This window comes from Bacillus sp. MN7755 (genome assembly GCF_054771475.1).
On sequence record NZ_BTRL01000017.1, the window covers coordinates 14,928 to 39,617 of the forward strand.

The following is a 24,690-nucleotide window of genomic DNA, read 5'->3' on the forward strand; positions in this document are numbered from 1 at the left end:
AAATTTAATTAGTGGGGATTTTTTCCTGTACGAATCAGACTTTTACAATATAAAAAAAGACTGCCATATTTCGGCAGTCTTAATCGATAAATTCAAATTCATATTCAAGAATTTTTACAATATCTCCGTCTTTTGCACCACGTGCACGAAGCGCTTCATCAATACCCATTCCGCGCATTTGACGAGCGAAACGACGTATAGATTCATCACGTGAGAAGTCTGTCATTTTGAATGTCTTCTCAATATCGTAACCAGAGATAACAAACGTGCCATCACTTTCACGTGTAATTTCAAATTTAAGAGCTTCAGCATCAAATTTGTACATTACACTTGCTTCAGACTCATCAACAACATCGTACATCGGGAATTCTGGTGTTGTTTCTAATAAGTTCGCTACTTCAAACAGTAAATCACGAACACCTTGTTTCGTTACAGCTGAGATTGGGAAGATTTTTACTTCGTCTCCCACTTTCTCTTTAAAGCCTTGTAAGTTTTCTTCTGCATCTGGCATATCCATTTTGTTTGCTACAACAACTTGTGGACGCTCTGTTAAACGCATATTGTATTCTTTTAATTCATTATTAATCGTTACGTAATCTTCATATGGATCACGGCCTTCTAAACCAGACATATCAATAACATGCACGATTACACGTGTACGCTCGATATGGCGTAAGAATTGGTGTCCAAGTCCAACGCCAGCATGTGCGCCTTCAATTAGTCCAGGAAGGTCAGCCATAACGAAGCTACGGTTATCACCAGTTTCAACAACACCAAGATTCGGAACGATTGTTGTAAAGTGATACTCTGCAATTTTCGGACGTGCTGATGATACAACAGATAATAATGTAGATTTACCTACACTTGGGAATCCAACAAGTCCAACGTCTGCTAGTACTTTAAGTTCTAGAATGACATCACGCTCTTGACCTGGTTCCCCGTTCTCAGCGATTTCTGGCGCTGGGTTCGTAGCTGTTGCGAAACGTGAGTTACCACGGCCACCACGGCCACCTCTTGCGATTACAGCTGTTTGTTCATGCGTTACTAAATCGGCAAGAATTTGACCTGTTTTTTCATCTTTTACTACTGTTCCTGGTGGAACTTTTACGATTAAATCTTCAGATTTACGTCCGTGCTGACCTTTACTCATTCCATGCTGACCGCGATCAGCTTTGAAATGACGTTGGTAGCGGAAGTCCATTAATGTACGTAACCCTTCCTCAACAACAAAAACAACATCTGCACCTTTACCACCGTCGCCACCTGCTGGGCCACCTTTAGGAACATACTTCTCACGACGATACGCAACCATTCCGTTACCACCGTCGCCGCCTTTTACATATATCTTGACCTGATCTACAAACATTATTTCACCACACTTTTTTCAATTGGTTGTAATATAACTGAGACTTCTTCGTCTCTTACTGTATAAGAAATGGAATACCATTTATTGTTTTGGTTCGCAAGCCAATTCTGTAGTTCTTCTACACTCGTTAGCTTACCACGAAAATCAAAAAAGAAACGAGCATTCTCCGCGTCACATTCAATTGTGATACAAACATAATTTTCAACATATACGTCTAAACTATGCTGAAGCATTGAGAAAAATTGATTCGTCCATGTACATACAGTCTCATCTAAGTGAGATAAGTTATGTAATTTCCCTAATACTTCGTACTCCAATAAGCACGGCTGCTGTTTCCAATTATATGTTAAAATCCACTCTGAAAATAAAGGCATAGATAGCCCCATCAGATTGGATTCTTGTCTCGCTTCTTGGACAAAACGATCGATGAGACTATGAATTTCTTCCACTTTTCCAAGGGAAAGGTTTCCTTTCACCATCTGCATACGATTGAGCCAATCATGTCTTGAATGGCGCAATGCATCTATAATTGTCCATTTTTCATTCATTTAGATACCCCTTAATATAGAAAAACTCTAACCTGCACTCAGGTTAGAGTTTTCCGTGAGTTCTTATGCTTCTTGAGCAACAGGATATACGCTCACTTGTTTGCGGTCACGGCCAAGACGCTCAAAGCGTACTACGCCGTCAACTTTCGCGTATAAAGTGTCATCGCCACCACGACCAACGTTAACACCTGGATAAATTTTTGTACCGCGTTGACGGTAAAGAATTGAACCACCTGAAACCGTTTGACCATCTGCGCGTTTAGCACCAAGACGTTTTGACTGAGAGTCACGACCGTTCTTTGTACTACCTACACCTTTCTTAGATGCGAAAAACTGAAGATCTAATCTTAACATACGTTACACCTCCTGCACTTTTTCTATTAAACGGATATACTTTCCGTAATCAAGTTCGATCGTCTTAAGCGAAACAACCAATCCTTCTAAAAGCGTTTGTGCTTTTTCTGCTGCATGAACGTCTAAATCATTAGGCAATTCATACGTTAAGAATCCACCATCACTTCCGAGTTCAATAGTTGCCTGCACATTACAAAGTTCTTCCACTGCATTTATAGAACCAAACACAACCGCTGTAGTTCCAGCACAGACAAGGTCTTGTCCATGTGGCGCATAATCGGCATGTCCAGTCATTTTAAATGATTGGATACTTCCTAATTTCGTGCGACTTATCGTAATTTTAATCATGTTAACCTGGATTAAGCGTTGATAGCTTCAACAACTAGCTTAGTGTAAGGTTGACGATGACCTTGTTTCTTACGATTGTTCTTTTTCGCTTTGTATTTGAAAACGATGATTTTCTTAGCGCGACCTTGTTTTTCAACTTTCGCAGTAACTGTTGCACCTTCTACAACTGGGCTACCAACTTTAACGTTTTCGCCACCAACGAAAAGAACTTTGTCAAAAGTAACAGTTTCACCAGCTTCAACATCTAATTTTTCAATGTAGATTGCTTGACCAGCTTCAACTTTAATTTGTTTTCCACCTGTTTCGATAATTGCGTACATACTTGCACCTCCTCTTAATTACTAAGACTCGCCAAAAACGAGGTAGACATAAATGCCTTTAGGGAACCTGTCTTGTGCGGTTGTAGCATATAGCCGTTTAGGTGCTATAAACTATAACATAAAGATGTTATCATGAATCATAGACGGTTGTCAATAAATGTTCTGCTAACTATTTTTTCCGTTCTATAATTTCTTTTTTACTTCCGAAACGGATAATTGCATACTTTTCGATCATATCATCTTTGAAATAAATTTCAAATGGAATATTTTTTTGTAATTCTTTTTGTAAAAATTGTTTTTGCAGTTCTTTAGGTGCAGCAATTAATACCGCCTCATCTTCTATACTTCCATATGTAATTAGCTCTCTCTCTAGCTCATACGCAATTGTTTCATATGACATCACATACCCCGTCGCTTTGCACGGTACACACTCTTCTAGTAATACGTCACGTAAAGAATGTTTTTTACGTTTGCGTGTCATCTCTAAAATCCCTAACTCTGTAAACCCAAGCACTCTTGTATATGTACGATCATGTTGCATAGCAGCGATGAGACATTCTCTTATTTTTTCTTTATCTTCTCTTCTTTTCATATTAATAAAATCAATTAATATCATACCACCGATATCACGCAGTCTTAATTGACGTGCAACCTCTTCAGCTGCCACTTCATTTGTACGAAGGACTGTATCTTGTAAATTCTGCTTTCCAGTAAACTTACCCGTATTCACATCAATTACAGTCATCGTCTCCATTTGCTCCACAATTAAATAAGCACCATTTGGAAGCCACACAATTTTTTGAAGTGCTTTCTCAATTTCACGCTCTATTCCAAAATGGTTAAACATTGAAGACTTTTCATTATAAAAAGACACTTTTTCTTTTCCGACTTTTTCTTCTAACTCTTTTACTATACTTCTTGTATCTACAATTACTTTTTCAATCGTTTCAATTGGATTCTCTTGAAATACCCGATCTAAAAAAGTGGCCGGGCGATGAAGTAATAACGGTGCCTTTCCCTGGTCCTCTTTTCTTTTTAACTCTTCATATAACTGCTGTAATCTTTGCATTTCAGCTTGTATTTCTTCAATTTCTCCTTTTTCAGAAGCAGAACGGAAAATGTAACCTCCCGTCCCTTCCACTTCAATTTGGAGTAGTTGTTGCCTTCTTTTATTGTTTTTTATTTTCCGAGAAACCGCGCGCATTTCATCATATGGCATATAAACGACATATTTCCCGGTAAATTCTATGTTCGCTGTCAATTTTGGCCCTTTCGTATCAATTGCCTCTTTCACAACTTGTACGAGCACCGCTTGTCCTTCATGTATACGATAAGAAGATGGTACATCATCGTATGAAAGATACGCATGTTTTTCTAAACCGATGTTTACAAAAGCTGCGTTCATTCCAGCTATTGTTCTTACGATACGTCCAACATAAATATGCCCAACAATCTCTTGTTCTTCATTTCGTTTCCATAAAAACTCAACAATTTTTTTCTTCTCTTCAATTGCAACGCGTTTTTCCGATCCAGCATAGTTCATATATAACGTTTTCAAAATTATTTCCTCACTTTATAATCTTCTTTGCTTTTACAATAATAAAAGGTTAGTGCTAACGTCAACACTAACCGATTAATTCTTCAACAGATGATGTTGTTCGTTTTTCAGTAAAATACGCATAGAGCAATTCATTTTCATCCAATGTGTAATGTTCTTTATATTTTCCATGAACGATAATAGAGTGCTTATACCCTCTACGAAATTTTGTGAAGATCGTATATAAACGATCTTCCGTTTTCACCTCAATAGGTGCAATCTTTTCAATTCCCCTTTTGTTCCCATAATAACGTTCTAATAAAAAACGCATAAAGGCATATCGTCTTTGTTTCCATTCTTGATATAACGATACCGCTAAAAATATGAGTAGTACCCACATCATAATATTGTTACTATTCCAAAGTAACTGCCACCCTAGTATGACACTAAAAAAAACACATGATAATTTCATCATCTTTTCATGTGCTTGTAAATAAGGAAAACGATATGATAATACGTTAAACAATACTTTCCCACCATCAAGCGGCCAAATAGGGAGTAAATTAAACGCTAAAATAATTATATTATTCCACATAAAGAAATAATATAAATCCGCATCAAGCCAACCAACTTCAAACAACATATAGCCTACCGCCATCATCCAAATATGTTGAATAGGTCCTGCAATTACGACAACAAGCTCCTCTTTCAATGACTTATTCCCATGTTCCTCAAGCTCAGCTACACCACCAAACGGTAAAAGTTGAATCTTTTTAATACGCCAATTATAGTGTGCCGCTGCAAAAGCATGCCCGAGTTCATGGATGAGAACGATACAAAATAACAGTAGTAACTCTTTAAAACGTGCCGTGAAAATACCAATGACAATAACAACCCAAAACAACGGATGCACTGAAATCTTCGTTAAAATATCTCTATATTTAATCAAATGAAATCACCTGAATCGGATCGATAAATTTTTCATTCTTTTTTATCGCGAAATAAAACTTACCATTTTTATTATTTGCATCATTGTTCACTGTTCCAATTTTTTGTTTCTTTGAAACGTAATCATATAATTTCACTGACATATCATTTAAATTTGCATACCATGACTCCGTTCCATCCGCATGCTGAATTTGAACTGTATTACCAAGTTCCTCTTTCTTGCCTGCAAAAACAACTAATCCTTCATTCACTGACTCAACAGTTGCATTTGTAGCTGTTTGAACAAATACACCTTGGCCATTTTTTTGAAACCCTTGCATCACCTTTCCTGAAGCAGGAATTGCATAATCTTTTTGCTGAATGGTTCCTTCTTTTTTCTCATTAGGCGAATAGAATACGAGAGGTTTTCCAAACTGCTTTTCGTACCATTTCGCTACAGTAGCAAACTGAAATTCTTCCTTCATCACTTTTTCTGTAACAGCTTTAGCACCGCCGAAAGAAGGGGGGGCATTCTTATATAAAATAGCGACAGAAAGAACTAATATTGCTGATAATAAAACTTTAAAGAAAAATACTTCTTTTCGAAACAAAGGATGAATTTCCTTTTCTCCATCTTCAATAAATACTGTTTCACTATCAAAATTACCTCCAGCAAAATACTGCTCTTCCTCCATCCTTTCTTGCTCTGCCTTCCTCTTCGCAATCCGTTTTTTAATTTCTTCTACACGTCTATTCTTCATACTGTCTCCTTTCTTTCGTTAAGCTAATTTAATAGAAACAGTTGTATACAGTTTGTACATATGTATGAGCTAGGAAAGGAAGATATTCGTGTGAAGAAAAAAGAAAGCACTCCGCAAATATGCGAAGTGCTTTTAACGGATTCCAAAGAAGTTTTTCATCTTTGTAAATACCGATACCTTTTCTTGTTCAAATGCTTGTAATGGGACATTCTCACCCAACAAACGTCTTGCAATATTACGATAAGCTAACGCTGCTTTTCCGCTCGGTTGCAACGCTACAGGTTCACCTGTATTTGTAGCACGAATAACTTCATCATCATCTTCTACAACACCAAGAAGCTCGATTGACAATGTACGTACGATTTCATCAACATCTAACATATCCTGTTCATGAAGCATATGACTACGCACACGGTTAATAACAAGTTTCGGTGGTTCAATATCCTCTTTTTCTAAAAGCCCGATAATACGATCTGCATCGCGCATTGAGGATACTTCTGGCGTCGTAACAACGATTGCTTTATCCGCACCAGCTACCGCGTTTTTAAATCCCTGCTCAATCCCCGCAGGACAATCAATTAATATGTAATCATAATCTTGACGTAATACTTGTATTAATTCATCCATTTGTTCAGGTGTTACCGCTGATTTATCACTCGTTTGTGCTGCAGGTAATAAATAAAGATCATCAAAACGTTTATCTTTAATAAGAGCCTGAGGTAAACGGCAACGCCCTTCAACGACATCAACAAGATCAAATACAATACGATTTTCCAGCCCCATTACTACGTCTAAGTTTCGAAGACCGATATCTGTGTCAATTAAGCACACTTTCTTTCCAGATAACGCTAGGGCTGTACCAATGTTCGCAGACGTTGTAGTTTTACCTACTCCGCCTTTTCCAGATGTAATTACTATTGCCTCTCCCACAGCTATACAATTCCCCTTTCTAACTTTGTTAAATTAGGTCTAAGATGAGTGAGAAGTTGCAGTCGATCGACAACAATGTGATTGTTCTCATTAATATACGCACATTCTGCCGCCTCCGCTCCGTCTTCTTTCTCTTCCGGAGCCCGCATTGCCACATCACTAATTCGAAGTTGCATCGGGTTCATAACAGATGCAGCGATTACAGCATCCGAATCCCCATAATACCCAGCATGCGCAATTCCTCTTAATGATCCTACGACAAAAATATTCCCCCCAGCGATAACCGTTCCGCCTGGATTAACATCTCCAATTAACAATAAATTTCCTTTTACATGTAAAACTTGTCCAGAGCGAACAATTTTGGAAATAGGGACAATTTCTGTTTCTTCTTTCCAAGCTATTGCTTCTGCTTTCGTGATAACATCACTTTCAATTGAATCCACAACGAGATTCTTTTTATTACGAATTAACGTACGAATCTCTTCTTGTTGGACTTCTGTTAAATAACGATTTCCCACTTTCACATGCACTTCAATTAAAGAGCGCCCATCACCATCATAGTAATGTGTAGAAAGCTTTTCATCCAATTCCTCCAGTAATTCAGAGAATGAACAACAATCATCTAAATGAAGCGTTATTCCGTCTTTTGTCCCTTTTATTGTTACATTTTGTTGCTTTTTTTCTTCCACTAAAGTTCACCCCACCGATTCAATTCGACATAAAATTAGAAAATCCTTTTTTCTTTTTCTTCCATCGCTTTTGAAAGACGCACTAAATATCGTCTCAGTGGGAAACAAACTATCAATAAGAAAATTGCATTTAGCAATAAAGTAGACAGGAGACGATCTGTGAAAAAGACATACGCTGACATATGAGTACGTCCTAACAAAGTTAAAAATCCATACACATAATACTCTAGTGCTACAATGCTAGCTAGTACAATAGAAGCAACAATAAATAAATTTAATTGTAGTACTTTCATCACACTATAAACTAAATAAGCTAAAATCGGATACGCAAAAATATATATACCGACAAGTTCTGTGTATACGGTATCAAATAAGAAACCAAATAAAAGTCCGTAATAAATCCCTTGGACCGGACTATAGTACACAGTAATAAAACATAACACAATTATAAAGAAATGAGGTGCTGCTATACTGTTTTTCCAAAAAACCTCTGTTGGCACAATAGTAGCAAACATATTTTCAAATAAAAAAACAAAAAGGAGCAAAAGAGGAAGAGCTGCTCTTTTTAAAATCTTCATCATCTCTTCTCCCCCTCCTATTCTAATGGCGCTGAAGGCGTTGCACGTTTAGCAACCATAATATGCTCTACGTCATTCAAATCAGCGGCCGGTTTTACATAAGCTGTTTTTGTTAAGCCGTATGGATCCGGCTGAACATCAACGATTGTTCCAATTACAAGACCTTTCGGGAAAATATCACCAAGTCCAGATGTTACAACTAGTTGATCTTTCGCTACCTTAGCATCAGAGCCAATCTTTGTGAAAAGAAGTAAGTGCTTTTCTTTATCATAACCTTCAATCAATCCAAAGATTTTCTCATCACCTTGTACGATAGCAGAAACACGATTTGTTCGGCTCATAGAGCTTAGCAACTCTACTGATGATGTAAACTGAGATACACTTTTCACTCGCCCAACTAAACCTTGTGAAGTTACTACAGCCATATCTTTTTTAATTCCTTGCTGTGCTCCTTTATCGATTCCGATTAAATCGTACCATTTATCTGGATTACGAGAAACAACAGTAGCTGGAATTTCAGTATATTGGCTATTCAACTCTTTTTTACCCGTTAACTCTTGTAACTTCTTGTTATCATCTTCTAATTGTTTTACTTTCCCTGATAGATCTGCATAATTATCTAATTTTGCTTTTAATTCTTTATTCTCTTCATACGTGCGCTTTACATCCTCTACATTTTCGAAGAATCCAGCTACGTATTTCGCTGGCTTTTGGAATACACGTTCTACAACACCGACAGTGTCTTTAACAAACTGCTCTGGCCATGTTAAACTGTTCCGTTCTTTCAATGAGATTCCAATCAATGCCACGAGAAGAATAATACTAACTAACAAAACAATTAATCTTTTGTTTAAGAAAAACTGTGGCACGTTCACACCCTCTTAATTTCATTGATTTTTATTTTGCAATATTATCGAGCAGCAGTTTTGAAAAGATCGATATTGTCTAATGCTTTACCCGTTCCAATTGCTACGCAATCTAATGGGTCTTCTGCAACAAGAACTGGCATATTTGTTTCTTCGCTAATAACTTTATCTAAGTTACGTAGTAATGCTCCGCCACCTGTTAATACGATACCACGGTCCATAATGTCTGCCGCTAATTCAGGTGGAGTTTTCTCTAACGTATTTTTAACAGATTCTACAATTGCATCTACTGTATCTTTTAATGCGTCTGCAATTTCTTCTGGCTGAATTAGTACTGTTTTTGGTAAACCACTTACTAAATCACGACCGCGAATTTCCATAGGCTCAATACCTTCTGGCTCGCCTGCAGAACCGATTTCTAATTTTAATGCTTCAGCTGTTCTTTCACCAATCATTAAGTTGTAGCTTTTCTTAATGTACTGAATGATTGAATCGTCCATATCATCACCAGCAACACGAACTGATTGACTTGTTACAATACCACCTAAAGAAATGATTGCAACTTCTGTTGTACCGCCACCGATATCAACAACCATGCTACCAGTTGGTTCCCAAACAGGTAAGTTCGCACCAATTGCCGCTGCAAATGGTTCTTCGATTGGATAAGCATCACGAGCACCCGCTTGACGAGTCGCATCGATTACTGCACGTCTTTCTACAGCTGTAATACCAGACGGTACACATACCATTACGTAAGGCTTACGTGAGAAGAATCCATTTGATTTTTGAGCTTGTTGAATGTAGTATTTCATCATTGTTGCTGTTGTTTCGTAATCAGCAATTACACCGTCTTTCATCGGGCGAAGTGCCACAACGTTTCCTGGTGTACGACCAATCATTTGTTTTGCATCGCTACCTACAGCAACGATTTGTTTCGTATCAGTTTGTAACGCTACTACTGAAGGTTCACGTAAAACTACACCTTTTCCTTTTACATATACAAGCGTGTTCGCAGTTCCTAAATCTATTCCAAGATCGCGAGTAAAGCCACCAAATCCAAACATATTATTTATCTTCCTTTCTTGTTTTCACGGACTCATTTTTTCTTACTTTATATTATAAAAACAGTACGTTTTTTATATCTTTATCCTTTTTGTAGATAAATTTCTACAAAAAACTCATAAATCACATTATAAAACAAAATAAGTAAAAAGCATAGTCTTAAATATGACCTTTTTCCTTTAAACTCACGAATTTATGGTCGCCTATTATAATATGATCAAGCACTTCAATTCCGATAATTCGGCCGCATTCTACTAACCGTTTTGTTACTTCAATATCTTCACGGCTCGGCGTGGGGTCTCCTGAGGGATGGTTATGAAGACATATGATAGAGGCTGCTGCACGGCGAAACGCTTCTTTAAAAACTTCCCTTGGATGTACGATTGATGTGTTTAAGCTTCCAATGAAAATTGTTTGCCTATGTATAACTTGATTTTTTGTGTTCAAATATAAACATACAAAATGCTCCTGCTGAAGGAAACGCATTTCTTCCATCATATATCTTGCACAATCTTCCGGACTTCGTATGCTATATCTATTTTGATATTCTAAACGGACCATTCTTCTACCTAGTTCAAAAGCAGCCATGAGCTGTGATGCCTTCGCAATCCCAACACCATGTATACTAACTAACTCTTCTAACGTTGCGTCTTTCAACATACGTAAACCATCAAAGTGATACAAAATTTTATCTGATAACTTTAAAACTGTTTCTTCTTTAGAACCTGTTCTGAGTAACACTGCAAGAAGCTCTCGGTTTGATAAACTCCCAGCCCCTTCCAACAATAAACGCTCCCGTGGCTGTTCTTCCCTTACAACATCACGAATACCGTTCATCTCTCCACCCCTTTATTTGTTCTCTCAAAGAAAATCCCATGCACTTTTACGCATGGGCTATATCAGTATCAAATTGTTTTAACTCCCGAACGAGACGTGCAATTGGTAGGCCGACTACACTATAGTAATCCCCTTGAATATGTTGAACGAAAATAGACCCTTTTCCTTGAATCCCATAGCTTCCTGCTTTATCAAGAGGTTCCTTCGATGCAACGTATGCGTCAATCTCTGCTTCTGTTAATTCCCAAAACGCAACTTCTGTACGCTCATAAAAAGTGACTGTTTTGTCTTTTGCTATAATTGCAACACCCGTATATACTTCATGTGTTTTCCCTGATAATAATTGCAACATTTCTTTCGCCTCAGCCTCATTAGATGGCTTTCCAAGAATACGTGACTCATATGTAACAATTGTGTCTGCACCTAACACAATGTAATCACTATTATTTTCTGCTACCGCGGATGCTTTTTGCAGAGCAAGGGACATCACAATATCCGCAGGTGATGAATACGCACCTATCGTTTCTTCTACTTCACTTACTACAATTTCAAATGGCACACCTGCTAATTCAAGTAATTCCTTCCTGCGAGGTGATCCTGAAGCTAAAATAATTTTTCTCATATTTTCTCCTCCCTTTCTCACATGAAGCAGAATAATTTACAACAATCGTATCAAAGAAATAGTTTGTCCACAAATGAAAGAAATATTATTTTCTCTAAACAAAATAATACTTCTTTACTAAAATACGATTATATTCCTGCCATAGAGAAAGCACTTTGCTCTAGATTCAAAAGAAAAGAAAGAAGTACCTATACTTCTTCCTTCGTCATTTCATTATCCTATTATTTTACCTTTTGTGAAACAATTTTTTCGTACGCGAGTATACCATCAATAATAACTTGATTTAATTTCACCAAGGATTCCTTATCACTTTTTCCGCCCTTCACTGTTTGCACAGCAACTGACGTATACATATACAATTTCTTTGCTTCTTCCTGCTTCATACTTTTCCCTTCTTTTTCAATCGCTTTCCACTCTTTTTCAATCGCATCTATATCTTTTGCATTACTTTTTCCACTGGCTTGTACGCTAGAAGCATATTTTGCTAAATGAGTATATAATGGCTGTACTTGTGTTAAAAACGCCCCAACTTCTTTATCGTCTTTTAGTAACGCTTTATCTGTTATATCCCAGCTCTTTTTCAATACGGAGACATTCTCATTTTTATACTGCGTCATTAATTGATTTATGCCTTGTTCATCGCTAGCAATACCAACAACTAACGCATACTTATCACCGCTCGGTTTTAAAGCTGCTACGCCTCCATTACCTTTCCACTCTTCAAGAGCAGCCTGTCCCTTTTCCTCGGAAGAATAAATTCCTCCTTGAACAAAAAATAATTTCATTGGATCTAATGCCGTTCCTGTCTGCGCTTTTTGTTTCTCCTCTTTTGGTGCTGGTTTTTGTTCTGCCGTTCCCCCGACCTTTGATTCTTCATTTCGCATCTGCTTCGAAGCTGTTACTTCGCTTCCCCCTGTTGCACCTTGCCCTTTAAGTAACTGTAGCATCCCCATCCCAAACGCCGTCCCAATAATAATCGCAGTTGCAACGATTGCAATTAACGTATTGTTCCACTTCTTTCGTTTTTTTTCCGTAGATACTAATTTCGCTTTTTGAAACGGAACAACGTTTTTCGGTCTTTCACTTTCTACTACCATCCATTCAAATTCATCTTTCTTCTTCTCCTCATACTTCGCTTCTGTTCCATTCACTTTCACTGAGATCGTTCGTGATTGCTTGTCCATACACTCACACCTCACCTCTTATCGTTGTCCGCATCATATCATATTCATTTCACAAAAAAACGAGATATTTGTCAGAGGAATTCGCCAAATAACCCTATATATTTATCTTATATGTATGCATTTGACTTCATTTGTAGAACAAAAAAACCAGATAGCAAAGACTATCTAGTTTTTCTCGCGAATATATTTTCGAACTTCCGAAATGAAATAAAGAGAACCTGTTATGATAAAAACATCATTTTCTCCAATCATTTCAACCTTCTTATCAATTGCCTCTTTCCAATTTTCAAAAACTAATTTTGACTCTTTCTTTGAATATGATGCAAGCTTGTCAGCAGAAATAGCACGATCAAAGGCGAATGTTGTAAAAATAATTTCATCAGCGATGGTTTCTAATTGCCCTACCATATTAGGCAATTGCTTATCACCAAGGGCAGTAAATAAAACTATTACATTTTTATCTTTGTAATGTGATTCTACCGTTTTCACAAGGCTTTCAATACCTTCCGGATTATGAGCACCATCTATAATAATATCTGGATTACTTTGCAATTGTTCAAAGCGCCCAATCCAATACGCTTCCTGTAATCCAGTTCTTATTTCTTCTTCCTCAATTAAAAATGATAAGTATGTTTTTACATACATGACTGCCATCAGTGCAAGTGCTGCGTTTCCTACTTGGTGAGCACCTTTCATTGAGATTCGCACATCTTCAAAAGAGGCGAAAGGACAAGTGAAATTGAACTGTTCTCCATCTTCACTTGACTGTTTATGTAACGCTGTAAAATGGTTGCCCATCTCGTATAGGTTTGCATGATTTTCCTTTGCAACCTTTTGAATGACTTGCAACGCTTCCTCATCTTGCACACCAGTAATAACCGGGACACCAGACTTAATAATCCCCGCCTTTTCATATGCAATTTCTCCTAGTGTATTGCCTAAAATGTGCATATGATCGTGGCCAATATTTGTAATAATCGTGAGAACAGGATGAATCACATTCGTAGAATCAAAGCGTCCTCCAAGCCCTGTTTCAAATAAAACAACATCACAGAAATTGACTTTACCGAAATAACAAATTGCCATAACGGTAATAATTTCAAACTCAGTCGCTTCCCCTAAATCCGTCTCATCTAGTTTTTCAACGACTGGCTTTACCATCTTTACAAGTTCAGTAATCTCTTCATCTGCAATTGGTGTGCCGTTCACACTAATACGTTCGTTAAATGTTTCAATATAAGGAGAGGTAAATGTCCCTACCTTATATTTTGCGTCTTCTAACATGTAGCGCATATATGTTAACGTTGAACCTTTTCCATTTGTACCAGCAAGATGGACACATTTTATATGACGCTCTGGATTTCCGAGCTCTTCTAGCATCCATCTCATTCTTTCTAATCCTGGTTTAATACCAAACTTCAACCGACTATGAATCCAACCTATCGCTTCTTCGTATGTATGTATCACGTATGCTTTCCCCTTTCAAAAGACAACCTTCATCATTCTATTATACGCAAAGAAAAGAGACTCACCAATATAGTGAGTCTCTAAAAACATTTTTATTTCTCAAGATCTGCTAGACGTTGGCGAACTGCTTCGCGTTTTTCTAGGTAATCTTGCTCTTTCGCACGCTCTCCTTCAATAACTGCTGCAGGAGCTTTCGCTACGAAACCTTGGTTTGAAAGTTTCTTCTGTACACGTTCTACCTCTTTATCGAACTTCTCAAGTTCTTTCTCAAGACGCGCTCTCTCTTCATCAAGATTGATAAGATCAGCTAACGGTAAGAATAACTCTGCACCTGTTACGATTGCAGTCATCGCTTTTTCTGGCGCTTGTAAATCCGTTTGAATTGTTAATTCGCTTGGGTTACAGAAACGCTCAATGTAAGAGCTGTTTTTCGTAAGTTGAGCAAGTACAGCCTCATCTTTTGCTTTAATTTGCATTTGAACTTTTTTGCTCATTGGCGTATTAACTTCTGCACGGATGTTACGAACAGAGCGAATGATATCAACTAGAAGGTGCATTTCTGCTGCAGCTTCTGTATCTTGTAAATCTTCGCGAACTGTCGGCCACGCTGCTACTGTAATAGATTCGCCTTCATGCGGTAAATGTTGCCAAATCTTCTCTGTTACGAATGGCATGAATGGGTGTAATAGACGCATTGTTTGGTCTAATACGTAAGCTAAAATAGAACGAGTTGTTTTCTTAGCTGCTTCATCTTCACCGTATAGAGGAAGTTTCGCCATTTCAATGTACCAGTCACAGAAATCGTCCCAAATGAAGTTGTATAATGAACGACCAGCTTCACCAAACTCATATTTATCCATGTTACGTGTTACGCTTTCGATTGTTTCATTTAAGCGAGTTAAAATCCACTTATCCGCAACTGATTTTTCACCAGTTAAATCGATTTCTTCATACTTCATATCATCCATGTTCATTAATACGAAACGTGATGCATTCCAAATTTTATTAATGAAGTTCCAAGTAGATTCTACTTTTTCCATGCTGAAACGTAAATCTTGACCTGGTGCACTTCCTGTTGATAAGAAGAAACGCATTGCATCTGCACCATACTTCTCGATAACGTCCATTGGATCAATACCGTTACCAAGAGATTTACTCATTTTACGTCCTTGCTCATCACGAACTAAACCGTGAATTAATACATCTTTAAATGGACGCTCGCCTGTAAACTCTAAACCTTGGAAAATCATACGAGATACCCAGAAGAAGATGATGTCATAACCAGTTACTAGTGCATCTGTTGAATAGTAACGTTTGAAGTCTGCTGAATCTTCATTTGGCCAACCAAGTGTTGAGAATGGCCATAACGCTGAACTGAACCATGTATCAAGTACGTCGTTATCTTGGTTCCAGTTTTCAATATCTGCTGGCGCTTCTGTACCTACGTATACTTCACCAGTTTCTTTATGATACCAAGCTGGAATGCGGTGTCCCCACCATAACTGACGAGAAATACACCAGTCATGAATGTTTTCCATCCAGCGTAAGTATGTGTTTTCGAAACGCTCTGGTACGAACGTTACTTTCTCTTCTTCTTTTTGTTGAAGCGCTACTGCTTTTTCAGCAAGTGGAGCCATTTTTACGAACCATTGTGTTGATAAGTACGGCTCAACAACTGCACCACTACGCTCACTATGACCTACAGAATGCATATGAGGCTCAATTTCTACTAATACGCCTGCTTCTTGTAAATCTTTCACTAACGCTTTACGACACTCAAAACGATCCATGCCGTTATACTTACCAGCTTTTTCATTCATCGATCCATCTTCGTTCATTACTAAAATACGTGGTAAGTCATGACGGTTACCTACTTCAAAGTCATTCGGGTCATGAGCTGGTGTAATTTTTACAACGCCTGTTCCGAAATCTTTTTCTACGTATTCATCAGCAATAATCGGAATCTCACGGCCTACGATTGGAAGTGTAACTGTTTTTCCGATTAAATGTTTGTAACGATCGTCTTCTGGATGAACCGCTACTGCTGTATCACCAAGCATCGTTTCTGGACGAGTTGTTGCAAGACGAATGTGTCCAGAGCCATCTGTTAACGGATAGTTCATATGGTAGAATGCACCTTGAACTTCTTTATGAATTACTTCGATATCAGAAAGAGCTGTGCGTGTTGCTGGATCCCAGTTAATAATATATTCACCACGGTAAATTAAGCCTTTTTCGTATAATTGAACGAATACTTTATTAACCGCATCAGATAAACCTTTGTCTAATGTGAAGCGTTCACGAGAGTAGTCTAGTCCTAAACCAACTTTCCCCCATTGTTGACGAATATGAGAAGCGTATTCTTCTTTCCATTCCCAAGCTTTTTCAAGGAATTTCTCACGGCCAAGATCGTAACGTGAAATACCTTCTTCACGAAGTTTCCCTTCTACTTTCGCTTGTGTTGCGATTCCCGCATGATCCATTCCTGGAAGCCATAATACATCGTAACCTTGCATACGCTTCGTACGAGTTAAAATATCTTGAAGAGTTGTATCCCAAGCATGACCTAAGTGTAACTTACCAGTTACGTTTGGAGGTGGAATTACAATTGTATACGGTTGTTTCTTCTCATCTCCTGTTGCTTCAAAATATTTGCCTTCTAGCCACCACTGATAAAGGCCTTCTTCAACGGACATATGATCATATTTAGTTGGTAAATTCTTTTCCGTGTTTGACATTATTTTCCCTCCTTAAAATAAAAAATGCCCCTCATCCAAAAAGGACGAGGGACATCGCGGTACCACCTTTATTTACAAACAAATCCAAGAATTTGCTTATACTCTTAATTTGATAACGGACAAATCCGTCTTTTCCTAATGAGAACTATTCCGTTCAGAAAAGATGCTCCAGGGCTACCTTCTAACATAACTATCTAGAGAATCTCCCAGCTAATGATTCTCCTCTCTGAAGACGTTTCTTGTTATACTCTTCCCCTTCAAGGCATTTATATGATTGTTAATTATTATATACAATAGTGTAAAAAACGAAACCTTATTCGTCAAGATAAATTTAATACTACAGCTTTTCGGACCAAAAAAAGAAGATAAGTAGCACCCTCTACTTATCTTCTTTACCCCGCTATTTGCGGGCAGTAAGACCTCCACCTCAAAATTCAGCTGAAGCAAAGAAGTTAGGTGGGAGATCAACTGCCCGTAAATGCCCGATTGGTTCAACTAATAATCGGCGGGGGATGAACACCCCCCACTGATTAAAGCTTCACTTTATCCGTTCCCTCGCTGGGCAGCTTGTAATTGCGAAAGGAAATATTCTATATTACTAACGAGCCAATGCGATTGTTGCAAGCTCTTCACTCCGAGAAGTTCATTTTCCTCATTACGACTCTCTCTTCTTTTCTTATAAGACTGGATTTGCCGAATAAATTGCGATGGATACGTCATATACGCAAACATGAGTAGTTGCTCTTCTTTCGTAAAAGGGAAATTTTTTTGGTACATTTGATACCATTCAAACCGATCACTTCGCGCAATTGGATATGTGTTTAACGACCGAGAATAAAACCCTACAATATCTTGCACAGGTGTTGCAAACTTTGATTTTTCTAAACTAATAAAATAGCCATTCCGCTCATAGTCGAATAAAAAATGATTAAGTGATACGTTACCATGTACAAACGTAATGCGTGTTGTCTCTTTTTCTTTCATCGCATCGTTCCACTCATTTAATTGCTTCGTCGCAAACTCACGCGCTCTCATTACATGATGATAGTACGTACAATATTGCAGTTCAAATGGTGACATATACCACTTCGCTTCAGATTCTACAAGAAACTCTTCTAGCATCTCGCCATCATTCTCCCAGCGATTGGATATATTTGTATAATGTTTTTCTAGATCCTCTTCTGTATACGTTTCTTCTTTTACTGTTTTTTGATGCAACGTTCCGAGAGTCTGAAACATTTTATGGTATTGATCATTATCCTCGCCGCTTCCTTCCGCACGTTCTAACCAAGGCATTAAATAATAATTATACGTCCCGTCACTTAAAATATAATTTCCATCCGTCGCATGGTAGATAGGTACATAATTTGAAAAGCCTTTCTCCTTCAAATATTGAATATGATGCAGAAAGTTATTCCGCTCTAACTTTCTACCTTCTATTTTCTTGAGCGCATATGGACCTTGATTCGTATAAATTTTCGTTACGCTTCCGTGCTCTTCCATATGCTGCGTATCCAATCTATATTGCCTTACAATGGGTTCATAGCGATTTCGTAATTCCATATCCATACGAATAACCCTTTCTATTCAAAACGTAGACTCCAGGAAAAGAAGTGAGTGAAAACACTCACTCCCTTATTTCGCTTTTGTTCTTGAAACGGGAATATAAATAATTTGCCCTGTAGTTAAATATATATCTTCCGATTGATTTACACGATATAAGTTTTGTACAGACGTTTCATAACGATCTGCAACAGATTCAATTGTATCCCCTTCTTGCACGAAATACATTCTTAACTTCGTAAATTCTTCTTCCGGTTCTTTCGTAAATAATTGTGTTAAATAAAGCGCATTTTCATCTCGCTGTGAGTACGCTTCTTCTTGCTCTTCCTGCTTTTTCGCTTTTTCTTTCTTGAAATCTTTTCGTCCGAACAATTCAAATTGTGGCGTCGTTTCTTTCTCCTCTTCACGCTCCACAAATTCATGTTCTTCTATTTCCTCTTCTTCTAATTCCTGTTCTTTTCTTTCCTCTAATTGGAACGGTTCAAATGCGTAATCTTCCCATTCATCCGATTCCTTATAGACTGGTTCTTCTATGTGCGGCGTTGGTCTATTTTCATCCTCTTGCGCCGAATCAACTTCTAACTCAGCATACGCCGTTTCTTCCTCTTCATCCTCAATTCTTTCTTCATCACATAAACCTGTAATAGATATATCCGCTAGTAATTGTAAGCAACCATTTTCCTTTAATTCGTAATCAAATTCTTCGATGGATACATATAGTTCTTCAATTACTTTCACTCGATTTCTCGGAATTGATATTTCAAGCGGAAAGGAATGAACAAGTTCATTAACCCCATCTTCTCTTGTTTCGACATAATCAATTGACTTCGCTGGTGATAGATCTCTTAATGAATGGGCTGAATCATCTTGCCGTGCAACATACTCTCCCGTTAAATCTAATTGCCCTCTCACGATAACTTCATGATCAAGCTCTTCTATCTCAACGTCTGGATCTAACGAAATTGACAAAAGTTCTTCGACTTCCTGTCCTTTTTGGAACCAAACAGATTCTTTTAATGAAAAACGTAATGAATGATCTGTTGCCACTTCTTTTCCCCCTCCCAAACTATATGTCATTACAGATTTATGTATGGAAAGCTGACTTTATGAATAAAAAAAATCGCTCCCCTTATGGAGAGCGATTTTCTTTATTCAATTAAGCCTTTAATTTTGACATTGCAATTTCAGCCGCTGCAATCGTCGCCTCAATATCTGCATCACTATGTGCTGTCGATAAGAATAAACCTTCGAATTGAGATGGCGGTAAAAATACACCTTGTTCTACCATTTCACGATAGTAAGCCGCAAAGAATTCTAAGTTTGAAGATTTTGCTGCATCGTAATTAATAACTGGTTCATCTGTAAAGAAGATACCAATCATAGAACCCGCACGGTTGATATAATGCGGAATACCATGTTTTTCAGCCGCTTTACGTAAACCATCTTCTAACATTTCAGCTTTACGCTCGAATTCTACATATGATTCTGGCGTTAACTGTATTAACGTTTCATAACCTGCTGCCATTGCAAGTGGATTACCTGATAAAGTACCCGCTTGGTAAATCGGTCCGCTCGGTGCAACTTGGCGCATAATTTCTGCTTTACCACCGTATGCTCCTACTGGTAATCCACCACCGATTACTTTACCTAAACAAGTTAAGTCAGGTGTTACACCGTAATAACCTTGTCCACAATTGTAAGCAACTCGGAATCCTGTCATTACTTCATCAAAAATAAGCAATGCACCATTTTGCTCTGTTACTTCACGAAGACCTTCTAAAAATCCTGGTTGCGGAGGAACAACACCCATATTTCCTGCCACTGGTTCTACAATTACACAAGCGATATCATCACCGAATTGTTCGAATGCGTATTTCACACTTTCTAAATCGTTATACGCTACTGTAATCGTATTTTTCGCTACACCTTCTGGTACACCAGGGCTATCTGGTAAACCTAGTGTTGCCACACCAGAACCCGCTTTAATTAACAACGAATCACCATGACCGTGGTAACAACCGATGAATTTCAAAATTTTATTACGGCCTGTATAACCACGAGCTAAACGTAGCGCACTCATTGTCGCTTCTGTTCCAGAGTTAACCATACGTACAATCTCAATTGATGGTACGCGCTCAATAACAAGTTTCGCTAATTTATTTTCAATTTCCGTTGGTGCACCGAAGCTTGTACCTCTTTCAGCAACAGCTTTTAAAGCTTCAACAACACGATCATTTGCATGGCCATGAATTAAAGGACCCCATGATAATACGTAATCGATGTATTCATTTCCATCGATATCATATACTTTAGAGCCTTTTCCACGCTCCATAAACAATGGATTCATACCGACAGACTTAAAGGCACGAACTGGGCTATTTACGCCACCAGGCATTAAATCTTGTGCTTCTTCAAACGCTGCAATCGACTTATCAAACTTTTTCATTATTTAGCGCCTCCTTCTTGTAACCATCTTGCTGCATCTTTTGCATGATACGTAATAATTAAATCTGCTCCTGCACGTTTCATGCTAATTAATTTTTCAAGTACAACTTCTTTTTCATTAATCCAACCATTTTGCGCTGCCGCTTTAATCATTGAATATTCACCGCTTACGTTATAAGCAACGACTGGTAAATTAAAGTTATTTTTCACATCACGAATGATATCTAAGTAAGAAAGAGCTGGCTTTACAATTAGGAAATCTGCTCCTTCCATTACATCTGATTCTGCTTCACGGAATGCTTCCATACGGTTCGCTGGGTCCATTTGATATGTTTTACGATCACCAAATTGTGGTGCACCGTGTGCCGCATCACGGAATGGCCCGTAAAATGCTGATGAATATTTCACAGCGTACGACATAACTGGTACATGTCCAAAACCATTTTCATCTAATGCGTGGCGAATTGCTGTTACGAATCCATCCATCATGTTTGATGGCGCAATAATGTCCGCTCCTGCTTTCGCTTGGCTTACAGCTGTTTTCGCAAGAACTGCAAGAGACTCGTCATTTAAAATAATACCATCTTCAATTACACCGCAATGACCATGGCTTGTGAATTGACATAAACATGTATCCGCAACTACCACTAGCTCAGGGAAATCACCTTTAATTTGCTTAATTGCACGTTGCACAATTCCATGATCACAATATGCTGATGATCCAACTTCATCTTTTTCAGCAGGTAAACCAAATACAATAACAGAACGAATACCTAAATCAACAACCTCTTGCATTTCAGCTTGCAATAAATCTAATGACATTTGATATACGCCTGGCATAGAAGGTACTTCATTACGAACATTTTCACCTTCTAATACAAAAATAGGGTAAATAAAATCTTCCGTATGTAAAAACGTTTCACGCACAAGCGCACGCATATTACCGCTTTGTCTTAAACGACGATGACGATTAAATTGTAAAGAGTTCATAGATTTCTATCCCCATTCTTTTATTTTATAGATTCACAAACGCATTGTAGTAATGCTTCTACAGTGTACTCTTTCGGCATAATAACATGCGGAAAATAAAGGCTCGCTTCTTTTTCCGTAATAGGCCCTATACAAGCAATTGTACATTTTTTTGTCCATTCTCTCCAGTTTGTACCCTCAAGTAAACGAACAAAACTAGTAACAGTTGAAGGACTCGTAAATGTAATAATATCTACTTTCTCTGCTTCTAACGCTTCTATAAGCTCTCGCTTTTTCTCTACATTTTCTTTCGTACCATATACCATTAGCTCATCTAGAGAAACACCAATTTCGCGAAGTGCAACTGGAATGACATCTCTTGCTAAATTCCCTTTCGGAAATAAAACGCATTCGCTTCCACTTAGTTTTTTTACAAACTCTTCTGCAAATACTTCTGCAACAAATGAAGTTGGAACAAAGTCCACTTCATAGCCTCGCTTTTCTAACTCTAACCTTGTTTTCACGCCTACTGCAGCAATTTTAGCCGTTACGGGGAGCCTCTTTCTCAAACTATCCAGAAAAAAAGCCACCCCATTTTTACTCGTAAAAATAACCCAGTCATATGAATGCAACTGCCCTGCTATATGTTGAATTTGCCTATAAGACATACCTTCCATACGCAAAAGCGGAATTTCCAATGGAATTCCGCTCTTTTCTTTCACCGCTACACTCATTTGTTTTGCTTGATGCTGGGCACGTGTAATCAATACCGTTTTGCCAGCGAGAGCGTTCATATTTATTGTTGCCCCTTATTCGCAGCAAAAATGAGTTCTTTTGCGCCTTGTTTAATTAAACGGTCCGCAGCCTCTAATCCTACTTCCTTCGGATCAGTTCCTACCACTGTCTCTTTCAATAAAACAGAACCGTCCATAGACCCGACAAGAGCTGTTAATTCGATTGCATCGTTTTCTGTAAGAGTTGCATATCCAGCGATCGGAACTTGGCATCCACCTTCAAGTTTATGAAGAAATACTCGCTCCGCTGCCACTGTTCTTTCTGTTACAGCATCATTTATATGTGATAACAGCTGCAATAAATCTGTATCATCCTCACGGCACTCAATCGCTAATGCACCTTGTCCTACAGCAGGTACACATAACGTCTCATCTAAATGTTCTGTAATAACTTCATCATCCCAGCCCATTCTTTGTAATCCAGCTGTTGCTAAAATGATTGCATCGTAATCTTCTTCTTTTAATTTACGTAAACGTGTATCGATATTTCCACGAATCCACTTCACTTGTAAATCTGGTCTCGCAGCTAATAATTGTGCACTACGTCTTAAACTACTCGTACCTAAAATAGCGCCTTCTGCTAACTCTTTAAACGATGCTCCGCTTTTTGAGATAAAAGCATCACGAGGGTCCACACGCTTCGGTGTACAACCGATCATTAATCCTTCTGGAAGTACGGCCGGCATATCTTTCATACTATGTACAGCCATATCAATTTCTTTCGTAAGTAACGCATGTTCAATCTCTTTAACAAACAAGCCTTTTCCGCCTACTTTTGAAAGAGTAACATCTAAAATAACATCGCCTTTTGTGACGATTTCTTTCACTTCAAATTCATATGGTAAACCTAGCGCTTTTAACTGATCAATAAACCAGTTCGTTTGCGTTAGTGCTAATTTACTCTTTCGTGACCCTACAATAATTTTGCGCATAATTTTCTCTCCTCATTATAAATACCAAAAGTGGAAGTTGGATAAACTGCTTAATAGAAAAATATTAATTAGCATTACGAGAAATGCCCCGATGTTCCACTGCACTATTTTCTTCCCTTGCAACACATCTGCCGCTCGTAAATATAGGCCAGCACAATATACAAATAGAACGACAAAAGACCCGATCACTTTCGTATCATACCAATGGAAATTGTCCAATTTTGTATATCCCCATATGCATCCTAATAAAATAGCTAGTAAGAAAAATGGAACAGAAAATAAATTTAATCCGTAAGACATCGATTCTAGCTTCGGTAAATTCCCTAACCTTCTTAATCTCGCATTCCATTTCTTCTTCTTTAATAGGCGATATTGCAATAAATACATAATAGAAAAAATGAACGATACAGTGAATGTTGCATAAGAAATAATAGCCATACCGACATGTACATATACAAGTTCCGAAACCAATTGCTCTGCAAGTACTGGTGACATCTTTCCGAGCGGCGTAAAAATAGAAAAAGCGCTTACGCCAAATGCGACAACATTTGTAAAAAAGACTAAAAAATCGATTCTCATAAATCGATTAATGACTAACGACATCGTAATCAATAGCCAAACATAAAAATAAATCCCTGATAATAAAGTTAAAAGAGGGTTCGTTTCTGAATCTGTAGCCCTAAGCAACATAAAAATAGAATGCAGAACCCATACAATCGAAAGTAACCAAAAAGCAAATCGGTTCGCCTTTCGGTTACTTTGGAAATAATCTATAAAATATAAACTAATGCTACAAGCATATAAAATAATTGCAATATGATAAATAATACTGTTATTTAAAAAACTCATCCGA

The 24,690-nt window shown here is 37.9% G+C and carries 25 protein-coding genes and 2 other annotated features; all 25 genes read right to left on the bottom strand.

All coding sequences use genetic code 11. The features are described from left to right. Positions 1 to 79: 79 nt before the first annotated feature. Positions 80 to 1,366 (bottom strand): GTPase ObgE, encoded by a 1,287-nt coding sequence (gene obgE, locus ACYVEC_RS19275; protein WP_063224843.1) that lies wholly within the window; start codon positions 1,364 to 1,366, stop codon positions 80 to 82. Continuing rightward, a complete protein-coding gene (locus ACYVEC_RS19280) occupies positions 1,366 to 1,914 on the bottom strand; it encodes a sporulation initiation phosphotransferase B (RefSeq protein ID WP_063224842.1) in 549 nt (182 codons plus the stop codon). Before ACYVEC_RS19280 ends, obgE begins: the two co-directional genes overlap by 1 nt. 63 nt (positions 1,915 to 1,977) lie before the next feature. Then, positions 1,978 to 2,268: a 50S ribosomal protein L27 gene (rpmA, locus tag ACYVEC_RS19285; protein ID WP_000944957.1), complete on the bottom strand. Its 291-nt coding sequence runs from the start codon at positions 2,266 to 2,268 to the stop codon at positions 1,978 to 1,980. Positions 2,269 to 2,271: 3 nt separating this feature from the next. After that, complete coding sequence (locus tag ACYVEC_RS19290) at positions 2,272 to 2,616, bottom strand: ribosomal-processing cysteine protease Prp (protein ID WP_001973720.1); 345 nt, start codon at positions 2,614 to 2,616, stop codon at positions 2,272 to 2,274. A gap of 11 nt (positions 2,617 to 2,627) precedes the next feature. Then, positions 2,628 to 2,936: a 50S ribosomal protein L21 gene (gene rplU / locus ACYVEC_RS19295; RefSeq protein WP_000270907.1), complete on the bottom strand. Its 309-nt coding sequence runs from the start codon at positions 2,934 to 2,936 to the stop codon at positions 2,628 to 2,630. A gap of 14 nt (positions 2,937 to 2,950) precedes the next feature. Further along, positions 2,951 to 3,028 (bottom strand) — a sequence feature (ribosomal protein L21 leader region). 77 nt (positions 3,029 to 3,105) lie between these two features. Beyond that, complete coding sequence (locus ACYVEC_RS19300) at positions 3,106 to 4,494, bottom strand: Rne/Rng family ribonuclease (protein ID WP_063224841.1); 1,389 nt, start codon at positions 4,492 to 4,494, stop codon at positions 3,106 to 3,108. A 67-nt stretch (positions 4,495 to 4,561) separates the two neighbouring features. Further along, the gene (gene spoIVFB, locus ACYVEC_RS19305; protein WP_063224840.1) at positions 4,562 to 5,422 is read right to left on the bottom strand and encodes a stage IV sporulation intramembrane metalloprotease SpoIVFB; all 861 of its coding nucleotides are present in this window, start codon (positions 5,420 to 5,422) and stop codon (positions 4,562 to 4,564) included. Continuing rightward, the gene (gene spoIVFA, locus ACYVEC_RS19310) at positions 5,415 to 6,161 is read right to left on the bottom strand and encodes a stage IV sporulation protein SpoIVFA (RefSeq protein ID WP_060632402.1); all 747 of its coding nucleotides are present in this window, start codon (positions 6,159 to 6,161) and stop codon (positions 5,415 to 5,417) included. The genes spoIVFB and spoIVFA overlap by 8 nt, the downstream gene beginning before the upstream one ends. 132 nt (positions 6,162 to 6,293) lie before the next feature. Next, on the bottom strand, positions 6,294 to 7,091 hold the full coding sequence (minD, locus tag ACYVEC_RS19315; protein ID WP_000503310.1) for a septum site-determining protein MinD: 798 nt from the start codon (positions 7,089 to 7,091) through the stop codon (positions 6,294 to 6,296). Positions 7,092 to 7,093: 2 nt separating this feature from the next. Beyond that, entirely contained in the window at positions 7,094 to 7,780 is a 687-nt protein-coding gene (gene minC / locus ACYVEC_RS19320) for a septum site-determining protein MinC (protein WP_063224839.1), read from the bottom strand. A gap of 35 nt (positions 7,781 to 7,815) precedes the next feature. Continuing rightward, positions 7,816 to 8,361 (bottom strand): rod shape-determining protein MreD, encoded by a 546-nt coding sequence (gene mreD, locus ACYVEC_RS19325; protein WP_063224838.1) that lies wholly within the window; start codon positions 8,359 to 8,361, stop codon positions 7,816 to 7,818. Between the two features lie 14 nt (positions 8,362 to 8,375). Next, a complete protein-coding gene (gene mreC / locus ACYVEC_RS19330) occupies positions 8,376 to 9,227 on the bottom strand; it encodes a rod shape-determining protein MreC (RefSeq protein ID WP_063224837.1) in 852 nt (283 codons plus the stop codon). A gap of 41 nt (positions 9,228 to 9,268) precedes the next feature. After that, on the bottom strand, positions 9,269 to 10,288 hold the full coding sequence (mreB, locus tag ACYVEC_RS19335; RefSeq protein ID WP_000466737.1) for a cell shape-determining protein MreB: 1,020 nt from the start codon (positions 10,286 to 10,288) through the stop codon (positions 9,269 to 9,271). A 157-nt stretch (positions 10,289 to 10,445) separates the two neighbouring features. Next, the gene (gene radC / locus ACYVEC_RS19340; RefSeq protein ID WP_199677530.1) at positions 10,446 to 11,123 is read right to left on the bottom strand and encodes a DNA repair protein RadC; all 678 of its coding nucleotides are present in this window, start codon (positions 11,121 to 11,123) and stop codon (positions 10,446 to 10,448) included. A 46-nt stretch (positions 11,124 to 11,169) separates the two neighbouring features. Continuing rightward, positions 11,170 to 11,745, bottom strand: a complete 576-nt coding sequence (locus ACYVEC_RS19345; RefSeq protein WP_460507928.1) for a Maf family protein — start codon at positions 11,743 to 11,745, stop codon at positions 11,170 to 11,172. A 221-nt stretch (positions 11,746 to 11,966) separates the two neighbouring features. Further along, complete coding sequence (locus ACYVEC_RS19350) at positions 11,967 to 12,929, bottom strand: hypothetical protein (protein WP_063224835.1); 963 nt, start codon at positions 12,927 to 12,929, stop codon at positions 11,967 to 11,969. 165 nt (positions 12,930 to 13,094) lie between these two features. Beyond that, positions 13,095 to 14,396 (bottom strand): bifunctional folylpolyglutamate synthase/dihydrofolate synthase, encoded by a 1,302-nt coding sequence (locus ACYVEC_RS19355; RefSeq protein ID WP_063224834.1) that lies wholly within the window; start codon positions 14,394 to 14,396, stop codon positions 13,095 to 13,097. 92 nt (positions 14,397 to 14,488) lie between these two features. Further along, positions 14,489 to 17,134: a valine--tRNA ligase gene (locus ACYVEC_RS19360; RefSeq protein WP_063224833.1), complete on the bottom strand. Its 2,646-nt coding sequence runs from the start codon at positions 17,132 to 17,134 to the stop codon at positions 14,489 to 14,491. A 37-nt stretch (positions 17,135 to 17,171) separates the two neighbouring features. Continuing rightward, positions 17,172 to 17,404 (bottom strand) — a binding site (T-box leader). 273 nt (positions 17,405 to 17,677) lie between these two features. Beyond that, positions 17,678 to 18,703, bottom strand: a complete 1,026-nt coding sequence (ysxE, locus tag ACYVEC_RS19365) for a spore coat protein YsxE (protein ID WP_460507933.1) — start codon at positions 18,701 to 18,703, stop codon at positions 17,678 to 17,680. A 66-nt stretch (positions 18,704 to 18,769) separates the two neighbouring features. Beyond that, the gene (gene spoVID, locus ACYVEC_RS19370) at positions 18,770 to 19,774 is read right to left on the bottom strand and encodes a stage VI sporulation protein D (RefSeq protein ID WP_142332795.1); all 1,005 of its coding nucleotides are present in this window, start codon (positions 19,772 to 19,774) and stop codon (positions 18,770 to 18,772) included. A 79-nt stretch (positions 19,775 to 19,853) separates the two neighbouring features. Then, positions 19,854 to 21,143, bottom strand: a complete 1,290-nt coding sequence (hemL, locus tag ACYVEC_RS19375) for a glutamate-1-semialdehyde 2,1-aminomutase (RefSeq protein WP_063224830.1) — start codon at positions 21,141 to 21,143, stop codon at positions 19,854 to 19,856. Then, positions 21,143 to 22,132, bottom strand: a complete 990-nt coding sequence (gene hemB / locus ACYVEC_RS19380) for a porphobilinogen synthase (RefSeq protein ID WP_063224829.1) — start codon at positions 22,130 to 22,132, stop codon at positions 21,143 to 21,145. The genes hemL and hemB overlap by 1 nt, the downstream gene beginning before the upstream one ends. 20 nt (positions 22,133 to 22,152) lie before the next feature. Continuing rightward, positions 22,153 to 22,905 (bottom strand): uroporphyrinogen-III synthase, encoded by a 753-nt coding sequence (gene hemD, locus ACYVEC_RS19385; protein WP_199677532.1) that lies wholly within the window; start codon positions 22,903 to 22,905, stop codon positions 22,153 to 22,155. Positions 22,906 to 22,907: 2 nt separating this feature from the next. Further along, positions 22,908 to 23,837, bottom strand: coding sequence for a hydroxymethylbilane synthase (gene hemC, locus ACYVEC_RS19390; protein ID WP_098556264.1), 930 nt, complete (start codon positions 23,835 to 23,837; stop codon positions 22,908 to 22,910). A gap of 15 nt (positions 23,838 to 23,852) precedes the next feature. Continuing rightward, a complete protein-coding gene (locus tag ACYVEC_RS19395) occupies positions 23,853 to 24,686 on the bottom strand; it encodes a cytochrome C assembly family protein (RefSeq protein ID WP_000008996.1) in 834 nt (277 codons plus the stop codon). Positions 24,687 to 24,690: the final 4 nt, after the last annotated feature.